Origin of the sequence: Hoeflea sp. YIM 152468, from assembly GCF_029210485.1 — a bacterium.
Classification (GTDB): domain Bacteria; phylum Pseudomonadota; class Alphaproteobacteria; order Rhizobiales; family Rhizobiaceae; genus Hoeflea.
Map to the genome: position 1 here is coordinate 57,390 of NZ_JARGET010000002.1, position 13,806 is coordinate 71,195.

The 13,806-nt window shown below is 62.1% G+C and carries 13 protein-coding genes and 1 pseudogene; 6 read left to right on the forward strand and 8 right to left on the reverse strand.

Annotated elements, in window-relative coordinates:
• Positions 1 to 12 precede the first annotated feature (12 nt).
• Entirely contained in the window at positions 13 to 255 is a 243-nt protein-coding gene (locus PZ897_RS00260; RefSeq protein ID WP_275748844.1) for a DUF6460 domain-containing protein, read from the forward strand.
• Positions 256 to 262: 7 nt separating this feature from the next.
• Here PZ897_RS00260 and PZ897_RS00265 read toward each other — a convergent pair whose 3' ends face one another.
• The 6 genes from PZ897_RS00265 to PZ897_RS00290 form a co-directional block, all read right to left on the reverse strand.
• Complete coding sequence (locus PZ897_RS00265) at positions 263 to 1,084, reverse strand: ABC transporter permease (protein WP_275748846.1); 822 nt, start codon at positions 1,082 to 1,084, stop codon at positions 263 to 265.
• Between the two features lie 10 nt (positions 1,085 to 1,094).
• On the reverse strand, positions 1,095 to 2,003 hold the full coding sequence (locus PZ897_RS00270; RefSeq protein WP_275748847.1) for an ABC transporter permease subunit: 909 nt from the start codon (positions 2,001 to 2,003) through the stop codon (positions 1,095 to 1,097).
• Positions 2,000 to 2,389: a hypothetical protein gene (locus PZ897_RS00275; protein WP_275748848.1), complete on the reverse strand. Its 390-nt coding sequence runs from the start codon at positions 2,387 to 2,389 to the stop codon at positions 2,000 to 2,002. The genes PZ897_RS00270 and PZ897_RS00275 overlap by 4 nt, the downstream gene beginning before the upstream one ends.
• Before the next feature lie 8 nt (positions 2,390 to 2,397).
• Positions 2,398 to 3,537 (reverse strand): ABC transporter ATP-binding protein, encoded by a 1,140-nt coding sequence (locus PZ897_RS00280; protein WP_275748850.1) that lies wholly within the window; start codon positions 3,535 to 3,537, stop codon positions 2,398 to 2,400.
• Between the two features lie 74 nt (positions 3,538 to 3,611).
• Positions 3,612 to 4,670 carry a polyamine ABC transporter substrate-binding protein gene (locus tag PZ897_RS00285; RefSeq protein WP_275748851.1) on the reverse strand — a complete coding sequence of 353 codons (1,059 nt, stop codon included), beginning with the start codon at positions 4,668 to 4,670 and terminating at the stop codon, positions 3,612 to 3,614.
• Positions 4,671 to 4,953: 283 nt separating this feature from the next.
• Positions 4,954 to 6,393: an XRE family transcriptional regulator gene (locus PZ897_RS00290; RefSeq protein ID WP_275748853.1), complete on the reverse strand. Its 1,440-nt coding sequence runs from the start codon at positions 6,391 to 6,393 to the stop codon at positions 4,954 to 4,956.
• A gap of 248 nt (positions 6,394 to 6,641) precedes the next feature.
• On the opposite strand from PZ897_RS00290, the gene aceA reads away from it, so the two are divergent.
• Positions 6,642 to 7,931 carry an isocitrate lyase gene (aceA, locus tag PZ897_RS00295; RefSeq protein WP_275748854.1) on the forward strand — a complete coding sequence of 430 codons (1,290 nt, stop codon included), beginning with the start codon at positions 6,642 to 6,644 and terminating at the stop codon, positions 7,929 to 7,931.
• A gap of 82 nt (positions 7,932 to 8,013) precedes the next feature.
• Positions 8,014 to 8,250, forward strand: coding sequence for a hypothetical protein (locus PZ897_RS00300; protein ID WP_275748855.1), 237 nt, complete (start codon positions 8,014 to 8,016; stop codon positions 8,248 to 8,250).
• A gap of 101 nt (positions 8,251 to 8,351) precedes the next feature.
• On the opposite strand, the gene PZ897_RS00305 is transcribed toward PZ897_RS00300, so the two are convergent.
• A complete protein-coding gene (locus PZ897_RS00305; protein WP_275748856.1) occupies positions 8,352 to 9,551 on the reverse strand; it encodes a multidrug effflux MFS transporter in 1,200 nt (399 codons plus the stop codon).
• Between the two features lie 405 nt (positions 9,552 to 9,956).
• Positions 9,957 to 10,136 (reverse strand): annotated as a pseudogene (locus PZ897_RS00310) (GFA family protein); the annotation flags it as partial.
• 696 nt (positions 10,137 to 10,832) lie between these two features.
• Here PZ897_RS00310 and PZ897_RS00315 point away from each other — a divergent pair.
• The 3 genes from PZ897_RS00315 to PZ897_RS00325 are packed head-to-tail and all read left to right on the forward strand — an operon-like array spanning position 10,833 to position 13,172.
• Complete coding sequence (locus PZ897_RS00315) at positions 10,833 to 11,594, forward strand: hypothetical protein (RefSeq protein ID WP_275748857.1); 762 nt, start codon at positions 10,833 to 10,835, stop codon at positions 11,592 to 11,594.
• 37 nt (positions 11,595 to 11,631) lie between these two features.
• A complete protein-coding gene (locus PZ897_RS00320) occupies positions 11,632 to 11,832 on the forward strand; it encodes a hypothetical protein (protein WP_275748858.1) in 201 nt (66 codons plus the stop codon).
• Between the two features lie 5 nt (positions 11,833 to 11,837).
• Positions 11,838 to 13,172, forward strand: a complete 1,335-nt coding sequence (locus tag PZ897_RS00325; protein ID WP_275748859.1) for a DUF1513 domain-containing protein — start codon at positions 11,838 to 11,840, stop codon at positions 13,170 to 13,172.
• Positions 13,173 to 13,806 lie beyond the last annotated feature (634 nt).

A 13,806-nucleotide genomic window follows, 5' to 3' on the forward strand; every position in this document is an offset into this window, starting at 1 on the left:
GGCTGTCTGCCCATGCTGCGGTTGATTTCGGCCCTTGTCAAAATCGGACTGGCTTCGCTGATCACCGGCGCCGTTTTGTCGGCGCTCAACCTCTCCGCCGCCGAACTTCTGGCCGAAATCGGCCTGACACCGGACCGGGTCTTTGCCCTGCTGCAGGAAGGCGCTGGCTGGGCCATCCCCAACATCGTGCTGGGATCAATGGTGATCGTGCCAATCTGGTTCGTCACCTATCTGCTGCGCCCACCGAAAAACTGATCGCTGCTCAGACATTGTCCAGGGCCGCCTGTTCGTCGCGCTGACGCCGTACATAGCGGCTCTTGTTGGCCACGGAGGCAATGATGACACCGATCGCGACAGCGCCGATCAGCAGTGTGCAGACGGCATTGATCTCGGGCGTAACCCCAAGCCGCACCTGAGAATAGATCTTCATCGGCAAGGTCGTGGCACCCGGCCCGGACGTGAAGCTGGCAATCACCAGATCATCCAGCGACAGTGTGAAGGCCAGCATCCAGCCGGAAATCACCGCCGGCAGGATGATCGGCAAGGTGATCTGCATAAAGGTGGTGACCGGGCCGGCACCGAGATCCATCGCGGCTTCTTCCAGCGAGCGGTCAAAGCTCATCAACCGTGACTGCACCACCACGGCGACAAAACACATGGTGAAGGTGATGTGAGCCAGTGTCACGGTCCAGAATCCGCGGCCGAAATCCACCGCCACGAACAGCAGCAAGAGCGACAGTCCGGTGATCACCTCGGGCATCACCAGCGGCGCGAAGACCATGCCGGAAAACAGGATACGGCCATTGAAGCGCGTGTAACGGGTCAAGGTCAACGCCGCGAGCGTGCCAAGAACCGTCGCGAAGGTCGCGGAGACAAATCCGACCCTGACGGTTACCCATGCGGCTTCCATCAGGCCCTGGTTGTTGAACAGCTCGCGGTACCATCTGGTGGAAAAACCGGCCCAGACCGTCACCAGCCTTGATTCATTGAAGGAATAGATCACCAGGAGCACGATCGGCAGATAGAGAAAGGCGAAGCCGAAAACCACCGAGGCGATGTTGAAGCGGGTCCAGGTCGTGTTCATGGTTTTGCCCTCACCGGCCACTCTCCTGCGACTTGGCCTGCGCCTGCTGGAAGAACATGATCGGCACCACCAGGATCAACAGGAGCAGCACGGCGACCGCCGAGGCCACCGGCCAGTCCCGATTGTTGAAGAACTCGCTCCACAGCGTCTTGCCGATCATCAAGGTGCGCGAGCCGCCGAGCAGATCAGGAATGACGAATTCGCCGACCGCCGGAATGAACACCAGCAAGCAGCCGGCAACGATACCGGGGAGCGCCAGCGGAAAGGTGATCTTCCAGAATGCGGTGATCGGCGGACAGCCGAGATCCTGCGCCGCTTCGATCAAGGTGTAGTCCATCTTTTCCAACGCCGAATAGATCGGCAGCACCATGAAGGGCAGATAGGAATAGACGATACCGATATAGACGGCAGTGTCGGTGTTGAGAATGATCAGCGGCTCATCGATCAGGCCGATTGCCATCAGCAACTGATTGAGCAGGCCTTCAGGTTTGAGAATCCCGATCCAGGCGTAAACGCGGATCAGAAAGCTGGTCCAGAACGGCAGGATCACCAGCATCAGCAAGGTCGGCCGCAACGAATCCGGCGCGCGCGCCATGCCATAGGCCAGCGGAAAGCCGATCAGCAGGGTCAACACCGTCGAAATGAAGGCGATGGTGATGGAGGAAATGTAGGCGTTGATGTAGAGCGCATCCTGGGTCAGCCAGAGATAGTTGGAAAAGCTGAATTGCCTGAACGCGTCGACAAGACCGGAAATCCCGTCCGCCAGGTCGATGGCCGGCGCATAGGGCGGCATCGACATCACCGGTTCGGAGAGCGAAATTTTCAAGACGATGAGGAACGGCACCAGAAAGAAAATCAGCAGCCAGGCATAGGGAACGATGATGACCAGGCGGCGGCCGATGGCGGAGATCAGCTTCATTGGACGGTCCACTTCGCATCAAAAATGGCACGCAGGACAAGAATTGCCACGACAAACGCAAAGAGGATAAAGATGGCGCTGCCCATGAGGTCGAGCATCTGCGGAGCGGCAAACAGGGTGATCACAAACCCGACGGTGGAAACCGACACATAGGCGGCGAAGTTCTGCGCACGAGCCGGGCGCGGCCGTGCAAAAAGGCCATGGGCTACGGCCCAGCTCATCGGGTAGACCGACATGCCGGTATAGGCGAGATAGACAAGAGACAGGTCCGGACGGTGCAGCAGAAGCGTTGCAGCGGTTGCCAAGGTCATGACAGTCGCGGTGATCCGGTTGACCTTGAAAGCCTGAGCCGTTTTCGCTGCGACGGCCGGATCGGTGTGGGTCATGGCCACCCTCAACTGCCCAGCACAACGCCGCTGTCGGTATCGAAGCAAACCCAGATCTGTTCATCGTAACCGATGGGGTCTTCTACCGTGCGGACTGCGTTGAGAAGCGAGGCTTTGACGATCTCGCCGTTGCCGAGCTTGATGTGGAACACCGTCATATCGCCGAGATAGCCGATATCCCAGACCTCGCCGACGACGGTATTGATGCCGCTCTCGGGCTTGGTCCGGGAGATGCGGAGTTTTTCCGGGCGGATGGCAAAACTGGCATTCTGGCCAGTCTTGACCGCCGTTGTGGCTTCCGATCTGATGATCATGCCGTCGGGCGTTTCGATGTCGATCAGGCCGCCGTTCGAGCCCGTGACCGCGCCGCGAAACAGGTTGATGTCGCCGATGAAGCTGGCAACAAATTCCGAATTCGGCGCCTCGTAGGTTTCCGTCGGCGTGCCGATCTGGATGATCCGCCCCAGGTCCATCACCGCGATCCGGTCGGCCATGGTCATGGCCTCTTCCTGGTCATGGGTGACGACGACGAAGGTCAGACCCAGATCCTGCTGCAGGTCCATCAGCTCGAACTGGGTTTCCTCGCGCAGCTTCTTGTCGAGCGCGCCGAGCGGTTCATCGAGCAAGAGCACTTTGGGGCGTTTGGCAATCGATCGCGCAAGCGCAACGCGCTGGCGCTGGCCGCCTGAAAGCTGGTGCGGCTTGCGCTTGCCGAACCGCTCGAGCTTGACCAGCTTGAGCATGGTGTTGACACGATCGTCGATTTCCGAGCGGGCCATGCCATCCTGCTTGAGGCCGAAGGCAATGTTCTTTTCCACGCTCATATGCGGAAACAGGGCATAGGACTGGAACATCATGTTGACCGGGCGGCGATAGGGCGGCACGCCGGACAGGTTTTCACCATCGAGCAGGATCTGGCCGTCAGAGGGGTCTTCGAAGCCCGCCAATATCCTCAAAAGCGTTGACTTGCCGCATCCCGATCCGCCGAGAAGGGCAAAGAACTCCTTGTGGAAAATGTGCAGCGTCAGGTCGCGGACCGCGACGAAGTCCCCGAATTTCTTGGTGATGTTTTCAAACGCAATATAGGGCCGCTGGTTTGGATCGTTCCATGGCTCGAAGCTGCGCCGGTTGCTGCCCAGAGATTTCATGCCCCATTATCCCCGTGATCGATCCTGATGGAGCCCCCCGGCTCGTCGCCGGGCCGGGGGGTCAGATCTGTGAGTTACTGACCGGTCACCACCTTGGTCCAGGTCCGGGTCATGAGGCGCTGGGTGCGCTGATCCTTGGGCGATGTGCTGTACAGCCGGCCTATCGTTTCCTCGTCGGGATAGATCGCGCTGTCGCCAATCACGTCCTCGTTGAGGAACGGCTTGGACGCCACGTTGCCATTGGCGTAATAGACGTAGTTCGACGCCTTTGCCGCGACCTCCGGCTTCATGATGTAATTGAGGAACTCATGGGCCTCCTCGACATGGGGGGCGTCGCCGGGAACCGCCATGTTGTCAAACCACATCAGCGCCCCTTCCTTGGGGATGATGTAGTCGATGGTGACGCCCTGATCGGCTTCCGCCGCACGGTCGCGCGCCTGCAGCACGTCGCCCGACCAGCCAACGGCGAGGCAAATGTCGCCATTGGCCAGCGCATTGATGTACTCGGAGGAATGGAACTTCTTGACGCTGGGGCGAACCGAGAGCAGCAGTTCTTCGGCCTTGGCCAGATCATCCGGCGTGTTGGAATCCGGATCCATTCCGAGGTAATTCAGCGCCGCTGGCAGCAACTCGTCGGCGGTATCAAGCATGTAAACGCCGCAATCGGCGAGCTTCCCGATCGTTTCAGGATCGAAAACCAGGCTCCAGGAATTGAGCGGCATGTCGCCGAGCCGTTCCTTGACCTTGTCGACATTGACGCCGAGACCGGTGGTGCCCCACATGTAATTGATGGCATGATCATTGCCAGGATCGTATTTCTCCAGCCGCTTGGCGATGGCAGGGTCCAGATTGCCGAGATTGGGAAGCTTGGACTTGTCCAGCTTCTGGAACACACCGGCAGTGATCTGACGCGCCAGGAAGGTGCCGGTCGGCACCACGACATCATAACCGGTGGAACCGGCGAGCAATTTGGTTTCCAGAACTTCGTTGGAATCAAACACGTCGTACACGACCTTGATGCCGGTTTCCTTGGTGAAATCCTCAAGAATGGATTCATCAATGTAGTCGGACCAGTTGTAGACGTTGACGACGCGTTCCTGCGCGGTTGCCAGCACGGTTGATGCAGCAAGCATTATGGCCGCTGAGAATAAACGGGTTTTCAGGTGCATTCCTGTTCCTCTCTTGTTCTGATCTGGTCACATGCAAGGCCGGATAGCCGCTGTGATGCACGTCCGCGCCTTGCGCCTTTGATGGCAGGGTACGGCGGATCATTCAACTTTAGGAGAAATCTCAGCTTGTACAAGAGGCCATCGGATCATTTCCTGATTCCGGACGACGTAGAATTGTACAATGCATTCAAGCGATACCGGCGCGCGTCAGCCGACGGGCCGCGCAGGCTCAGGCTGGTCGGGTTTTTCACTGGAAATCGAAAGCCGACAGGCCGGTTACCATCTCGTCGAGACCCAGCGGCCGGGTGATCGGCGGCTCGGCCCGGGCCAGGCAGCCGGCCCGTTCGCACAGACGGCAGGCGGGACCGACCGCGATCGATACCGGCTGCGATGCCTTGCCGCCGCTCATCGGCAGCGCGCCGCCATAGACGACCTCGTCGCGAAAGCCGATGTCACAGCCAAGCAGGATGGCGGTGCGGCGCGGACGCTCGGAAAACGCACCCTGCGGCCCTTCCAGCGTGCGCGAGATGGTGAGAAATTCGGCGCCGCCGGGCAGCTCCACCGCCTCGACCAGCACCTGCGACGGCTGCGAAAACGCCGCATGGATCGACAGCTTCGGGCAATTGCCGCCAAAGCGCTGCTGCGGAAAGCCTTGCGCACCGGCGCGGCGGAAGCGGTGGCCGGCAACATCGACCTCAAGCATGAAGAACGGCACCCCCTGCAGGCTCGGGCGGCACAGGGTGGTGAGCCGGTTGGCTGCCTGCTCGAAGGAAACGCCGAAGCGCGACCTGAGCACATCAATATCATAGCGGGCGCGCTGGGCCGCAGCGTGAAACGCCTGATACGGCATCATCAGCGCGTGGGCTGCGTAGCGGGCAAGCTCGAAGCGGGCGATGCGGCGGGCCTCGTCGCTCGACAGCTTGAGCGCGTTGATGCCGGCTGCAATGGCGACATTCATGCGGATCAGCGCGGCCTCCATGGCAACCTCGCGCAACTGATCGAAGGGCGACAAGCGCTCGGACAGAAACAGCCGCTGCGAATGACGGTCATAGCGGCGGCGCCAGTTGGGCATGGTGGCAACCGGCAGCGAGCGGACGACGACACCATGTTCGGCCTTGAGCCAGGCCTTGAGCGCGCCCATCAGATCATCGCCGGGCTTGAGCACCTGGAAAAAGGCTTCCGCCTCCTCTTCCAGCGCCGGGTGGTGATTGGGTCTGGATTCCAGCACCTCGCGAACCTCGTCCATCGGCAGCCGCGCACCCGAGAGCGCCGGGCTGTGGCCGTCGCGCGCCAGCATGGCCGACAGATCCGACAGCCGTTCGGCCTGTTCGCGGTAGGCGCGATGCAGCTTGAGAATGGCGCTGCCGGCATTGGGCGCAGCCTCGGCGATCTCGACCAGTTCCTGATCGCCGGGCAATTCCCCCGCAAGCAGCGGATCGGCGAAAACTTCCTTCAGGCCGGCCAGCGTCGTGGTTCCCCCCTCACCCTGCAGCTCCTCGACATCGACCTTGTAGACGGCCGAAAGCTTGAGAATGAGCTGGACGGTCAGCGGCCGCTGATTGCGCTCGATCAAATTGAGATAGGACGGGGAAATACCCAAGGCCTCGGCCATCGCGGTCTGGGTCAGCCCCTTGCCGTTGCGGATGCGGCGTATTCTCGGCCCGGCAAATATTTTCTGCTCTGCCATCAGGTCATCCTTTACAGGCTTTTACAGGACAGGGCCCCAGTATCTCGAAATCGAGCTTTTACAATCGTGACAGATTTACAAGTGTCATTTGTCAAAGACAAGACAGGTTTACTTGATTTATCGGCTGAAAAAGTGGTTTTTTCTCGCTTAGTGTGCGGCGCAATGTAAATTCAGTCACATCGAAAGCGACCAATGAGCTCCCAAGCCGGGCCGCCCGAACCTGACACCAGCAGACCGGAGAAAGTTCCATGACTGATTTTTACAACCTGGTTCCGACAGCGCCCGAAGGCCGCTATGACGGTATCGAGCGACCCTACAGCCCGGCAGATGTGCAGAAGCTGCGCGGCTCGGTCAACATCAAGCACAGTCTCGCCGAAATGGGCGCCAACCGGCTGTGGCAGTTGATCCACGAGCAGGATTTCGTCAATTCGCTCGGCGCCATGACCGGCAACCAGGCGATGCAGCAGGTTCGCGCGGGCCTCAAGGCAATCTACCTTTCCGGCTGGCAGGTTGCGGCTGATTCCAACACCGCCTCGTCGATGTATCCCGACCAGTCGCTGTATCCGGCCAACGCGGCACCGGAACTGGCCAAGCGGATCAACCGCACCCTGCAGCGCGCCGACCAGATTGAAACCGCGGAAGGCAACGGCCTGTCGGTCGACACCTGGTTCGCCCCGATCGTCGCCGATGCCGAAGCCGGTTTCGGCGGCCCTCTGAACGCCTTCGAGATCATGAAGGCCTTCATTGAAGCCGGTGTTGCCGGCGTTCATTACGAAGACCAGCTGGCGTCGGAGAAGAAATGCGGCCATCTCGGCGGCAAGGTTCTGATCCCCACGGCAGCGCATATCCGCAATCTCACCGCCGCGCGGCTTGCCGCCGACGTGATGGGCACGCCGACCCTGGTGATCGCCCGCACGGACGCCGAAGCCGCCAAATTGCTGACGTCGGATATTGACGAGCGGGATCGCCCGTTTGTCGATTATGACGCAGGCCGGACGATCGAGGGGTTTTACAACATCAAGAACGGCCTCGAACCCTGCATCGCCCGTGCGGTTGCCTATGCGCCGCATTGCGACCTGATCTGGTGCGAGACCTCCAAGCCGGATCTCGAGCAGGCCCGCAAGTTCGCCGAAGGCGTGCACAAGCACCATCCGGGCAAGCTGCTGGCCTACAATTGCTCGCCGTCGTTCAACTGGAAAAAGCATCTCGACGACGCCACGATCGCCAGGTTCCAGCGTGAGCTCGGTGCCATGGGCTACAAGTTTCAGTTCATCACCCTGGCCGGTTTTCACCAGCTCAACCACGGCATGTTCGAACTCGCCCGCGGCTACAAGGACCGGCAGATGTCGGCCTATTCGGAGCTGCAGCAAGCGGAATTTGCCTCCGAGGCCGATGGCTACACCGCAACCAAGCACCAGCGCGAAGTCGGCACCGGCTATTTCGACGCCGTATCGATGGCGATCACCGGCGGCAAGTCGTCGACCACCGCGATGGGCGAATCCACCGAATCGGCCCAGTTCCGCCCCGCAGCCGAATAGACCGACCCGCCTCACCCGTTTTGGCGGGTGAGGCCCGCAAACGCCCCTTCCCCGTCACAAACCCCGCTAGAGGAGAAATACAATGACAGCCCAGACCCGAGTCAAGCAACGCGCAGAAGAGCAGTCTTCGGCCATGGACGCAGACCAGCAGGCAGCGATCCGTTCGCTGGCCAACGACCTGCACCGCCTCAACCATTCGGTCATGAAGGCGGTCGACGCCGGCGTCTCGGTGGAGCTGGTCCGCTCCGCCCGGCATCATGGCGGCGATGGCAACTGGGGCGATTTGCTGATCCCGGTGATTGTCACGCAGGGCCGCTAGAGCCTTGCCTCCGCACATCCCGGGTTCCCAGTTGCCGGGTTGCCTCCAGGCAAGTTCCCCGTCGTGACCTCTGGTCACGACGGGGTTTTCCGGTTTCCCGGTCAGACCGCCAGGGCGGTGCGGCGGCTGCGGGCGGTGTCGGTGATGCGCATGGCCGCAAACGACAAGGCGGCTGCCAGCGCGATCGCCGCCACCATCGGCAAGGGGGTGCCATCAAACAGCGGGCTCAAGAGCATGGTCATGAGGCCGCCGGCCAGCATCTGCAGCATGCCGCCGAGCGATGAGGCGAGGCCGGCGATGTCGCCATGATCATCGAGCGCCATCACCATGGCTGTGGGGATGACCAGACCGAGACAGGCATTGGCGCCGATCAGCATGGCCACCAGCAGGACGAAATCGTCGACGCCGAACCAGACCAGCGCCAACAGCGCCAGGGTGATGCCAAGAAAGCCGCTGACCGCCGAGGTGACCACCCGGGTGGGCCCGAACTTCTCGCCCAGCGTCGCCGCCAGTTGCGAGGCCGAGAAAAAGCCCGCGGCATTGGCGGCAAAGGCGAGGCTGAAGCCGGTCGGCGTCAGGCCGTAATGACCGGTGTAGACGAAGGAGGCGCTGGCCAGGAAGACGAAGAAGCTGGCCATGCCGAAGCCGCCGACGAAGGTCAGCCCCATGAACACCGGATCGCGCAGCAGGGTAGAGGTGCCACTGAGCAGCGCGGAGAGGCGGACCGGCACCCGGTTTGCGGGCGCCAGCGTTTCGGGCTGCAGCGTCAGCGTGACCAGGATCGAGGCGGCGGCGGCGACAGCCAGCGTGGCGAAGATCGCCCGCCAGCCGGAGACGGCAATGATGCCCGAGCCCGCCAGCGGCGCCAGCATTGGCGAGACCGAGATGATCAGCATCACCAGCGCCATCAGCCGGGTGGCCTGCGGTCCGGTGTGCATGTCGCGGATGATGGCGCGCGGGATCACCATGGCGGCGGCCCCGCCGAGCGCCTGGATGATGCGGGCGGCAACCAGCCAGTTCATGTCCGGCGCCAGGGCACAGCCGATGGAGCCGGCGAGAAACAGCGCCAGACCGGCGATCAGCGGCGGCTTGCGACCGACCATGTCGGCCACCGGGCCATAGATCATCTGGGCCAGGCCGTAGGCAATGAAATAGGCGGTGATGGTCAGCTGCGCGCCGGCCATGGTGCCGCCAAGGCTGGCGGCGATGGTCGGCAGCGCCGGCAGGAACATGTCGATGGCGAGCGGGCCGGTGGCGCACAACAGGCCGAGCACCAGGGCGGAACGGAAGAAGGGAGACATTGAGCAACCTCAAGAATTGGCAATGGAGACGCGCAGCGGCCTGGCGGCGGAATGCGTCGTGCTCGTGCTATCGGGATTGTCTGACAGAAAATGTCAGCAGTCTGGCGTGGCGGCCCTGATCAGGACGGACACGGCAAGCCGGCTCTGACGCAGCAGTTCAGCCGGCAACCGCCGCACCGCGCCGGGCAAAACCCGGCCGGACATCCGGACTGGCTGAGTGTCTGGCTGAGTGACTGGCAGAGCGCTGGCGGACATCCGCCAGAGCTACCGGACCAAGGGAAAATTGTTCATCGTACCTGCTCCCGCACTTGGGTGTGCGGCCTCCTTGGTATCGCGCAATCGCCGCTCTGCCTAGAAAAACCTGTCCCCCGGCGCGGCGTTTTGGCTCCACCTGTGGCGCATTCGCTACGCTTCGGAGCGGCCGTCTTCGGGGCGGTCGCGGGCGTAGCACCGGGCCAGCGGAAACGGCGGCAGCCAGGATTCGCGGCGCACAGTCCAGAGCTCGTAGCTCGGCACGAACTGGTCGGGCGCATCGAGCGCGCCGAGATTGACCTCGGTTTCATCACCCGAGCGGCCAAACACCGGAGGCATGGGCAAGGGCTGATGCGGGAATGTGGTAAAAAAGGCGGTCCGGGTGATGCGCGACCAGTTCTTGCCTCGTCATCCCGGGCTTGAGCCGGGATCCGGCCACGGCGCGTCGGCGCGGTGATTGAGTCTCGGGCGATCAAGGACTTGATCGCGCTGGATGCCGGATCGGTGTCCGGCATGACGGCAAGAGAGATCGCGTTGAAAAAAAGCCACCACACCTTCGGTGCTGCCACGCCAAATCTCCCGTGCGCGAAAACTCGCCGACGGGTTTGGATCAGTTTCAAGTCCGGAGGGCCGCACGCGGGCTTTGCCTTACGGAATGAGTTTTGGTGTGTGCATGTCCGTTCGGGGTCGGATGAGGCATCTGCCCCGCCATGCACACAGGCTGGCGAAAGCCACGCGCACGGGCCCGAAACGCGGCCGATGATGTCCGATCGATCCGACAGGCGGCGCCTCGCGCACGCGGGCGTTTATCCCCGCCCGGATTGCTCCGGTCGCAGCCTGGACCGGCCGCAAGAGTGGTTTTCGGGGTCCGGTTTGCACGCCGGGGTCCGAGAACGAATTTGCTGGTTCGACACCGAACCCGACAGCACCCATGCGCAAGTTTCAAAAAAAATATTTATGTCAAGGCCCAAACCTGATAGGTTGACAATGTTCTTTGGAAAACAGGAGGGGTGGCGACACCGGAGGGGAATGAGCAGTCTGGCACTGGACAAGTTGGGAGAGTCGCCTGCCACGGTCTTGCGCCTGTTCTCGGCTGTCGGTAGCGCGGCAGTGTTCGGACTCCTTGTCGCACCGGCAACCGGTGCAGCCTATTGGCCCGCCGCCTTCGCCTGGGCCTTCGGATTCGGGTTTTTCTTCGTCGGTGGCACCGGATACCGAATTCTGATTGCCGTTGCTGCGCGGACCCCATCGCTCACCACTTCGGCGTCCTGGTCGGGCGCAACGGCCGCTTCCGCCCTTGCTGCGCTGATGGCGGCCCTTGTGCTGCTTGCCCGAGGCGACGACGCAAGCCTCGTTCTGGCCTCTTACGCAGCAGCGATCAATTTCGCCTATATCCCGGTGAAATTTGCCTGCATTCAGGCAGGCTGCTGTCACGCGCATCATGGAAAGATGCCGCTGACAGGAAACCATGATCTGCGCCGGGTCGAAATCACCTTGAGCGCTTTGTTTGTCGCGATCTCCCTGTACGCGATCTGGACCGGAGCCTTCGGCAGAGCAGCGGTCTTCGGGCTCGCCGGGCATCTGGCGGTCAGATTATTCTCGCGCAGCGCCCGTGACCGGCTGCCCGGAACAAGTTCGACCGGGCGCTTGACCGGGCAGGAACTCCCTGCGCTCACGCTTGCTCTTGCCTGTTCCCTGGCGCTGGCGCTGGCGCAAATCCCGGCCCTGCCCAAGCCAGCGGTGGCGAACCCGCCGCCGGGGCTGCCGGATCAGACAGCCATATCCACCTGAAGAGCCGTTCACATGTGCAACAAAGGAGACGACACCAATGGACAACAAACCTGAACCCGACGTTGACCGCTCGCGGCTGACCTTGCTGCTGGGCCTGACCTCGGCAGCCGCCGCCGCCGGATGCAACACCCCCAACAGAAAGACGGAACCGTACCGGACATTCGGACGGCAGAAATTCCCGACCGATGACGGCGACCGGCTTGGCGGCGAAGGCGGCGAAGGCGGCGGATCCCACTGAGCCGGATGCAGTTTGACCGAAGAAGCCTTCTTGCAGGCGCGGCCAGCGCTGTTGTCACCACTCCGCTGGCCGGATGCGCCACCAACGGGGCAGCCAACCGGGCCGACGGCGCCGAGCGGGCCCTTACGCCTGAGCCGGCTAGGCCACTGAGCGCCACCTCGGTTTACGTTCCGGGCTACATGCCGAACAAGGCGCGGGCAAACGGTTTGCCGCTGAGTGCGGACCGGTATTTCGCACGCAACATTTCCGATCCGGATCGACCGTTCCGGTTGCTGACCCGGATCGGCATGGATGGCCAAACCAGGCAGGCCTTGTTGCCTGCCGCCGGTCATGATGTCGAAATATCGCCCGACCGTTCGGTCGGCGTGCTGTGCGGTTTCGAGGCCGCCGATCAGGTGGCCTTCGATCCCGATACGCTGGACCTCACGGCGGTCGCGCCTCCGGTCTCGCAAGGCTGGCGCGGCGGCGGCCATGCAGCCTATCTCGCGGACAACAAGACCGTGGTGATGTCAGAGCGCGCACCACGGCAAAGCCTGCGCCTGGGCAATGTGAAATCGCACCACGGACGCATCACCATCCGCGATGTCGACACGCTGAAGATCCGCGGCAGCTATTCGACCTACGGCATTGATCCGCACGACATTCGGCTGATCGAGAACGACCGCTATCTGGTGATTGCCAATTACGGTTCGTTGCCGAGCCCGGGCAACCGCCGGCTGGACGTTCCCCGCCATGTGCATGAGGCCTGCGTCACCATTGTCGATATGGACAGTGGCAAGCTTGTTGACAAACGTATCACCGATCGGCGGCGCAGCGAATTGCGGCATCTGGCAGCCGGCGGGCTGGACCGGATCTTCGCGATTCAGGCGCGGCTCGGCAGCGAGGCGGACCTTGCCCGCGAACTTGGATGGAAGAGCGAGGTGCTTGGCGCTGACATTACCTCGGAACCGAGCATCGCCTACATGGCCGCCGCAACCCTGAAAATGGCGAAGGGAAAAGCGCCCAAGCGGATGGGTGGCCGGCAAGACATCGCCGAAATGCGACACGGCTTGTCGATCCGCTACGACGCCAAATACGACCAGGCGCTTGCCAGCTATCCGAGCGCGCACCGGCTGATGGTCTTCGACGCCGCTTCAGGCAGCGTGCTCCATTCCATCGATACACGCGGCATGGGCCTGAAATATCCCTGCGGCATCACGTTGCTGCCCGATGGCGTGCACTACGCCGTCACAGGCTTTTGGGAAAACCTGTTTGTCTTCGAACGCGGCAGCCACCGTCTCAACCGGGAGGCATGCCTCTATCCGGTTTTTTTCGGCCACAGCCATATCACCGCCGCCTGATGGCTGCGGCTGCCGGGCAACACGGCGGACCCTGCCGCAAAGGCAGCCGCCGGTGATTGTGTCCATGCCGGCTTTCTTTCGTTTCGATGGGATCGTGATTTGTCGCCGAACGGGAGCGGCCCTGCCGGGGATCTGCGTGAAGGGGAACTGGGAAACGCCGGGGGCATGGGCAAGGTCTGATGCGGGAAATTGGTGAAAAAGCGGTCCGGGTGATGCTGTTAGATGCCAAAGAGCCCCTCCCCAACCTTGCCGCGGCGAGCCACGGGTCTCGCCCATCCTTCGGACCCCCACAGGGGGGAGGGGCTCCGCGCATCCGACACCCTGCCCAGCTCACAAGAGTACCTCAACATTGGATGGTCTATGTCGCGCAGTTGGGTGCTGCCAGGTTAAGCCCCTCCCACCTGTGGGGAGGGGTTGGGGAGGGGCCTTTTCCCTGGTCCCCACCCACGCCAAAACTCCCGTGCGCGAAAACTCGCCGACGGGTTTGGATCAGTTTCAAGTCCGGAGGGCCGCACGCGGGCTTTGCCTTACGGAAAATGATTTTATGTGTGTGCATGTCCGTTCGGGAACAGATGCAATCAACTGCCCCCGCCATGCACACAGGCTGGCGCAACCTGCGCGCGGCCCGAAACGC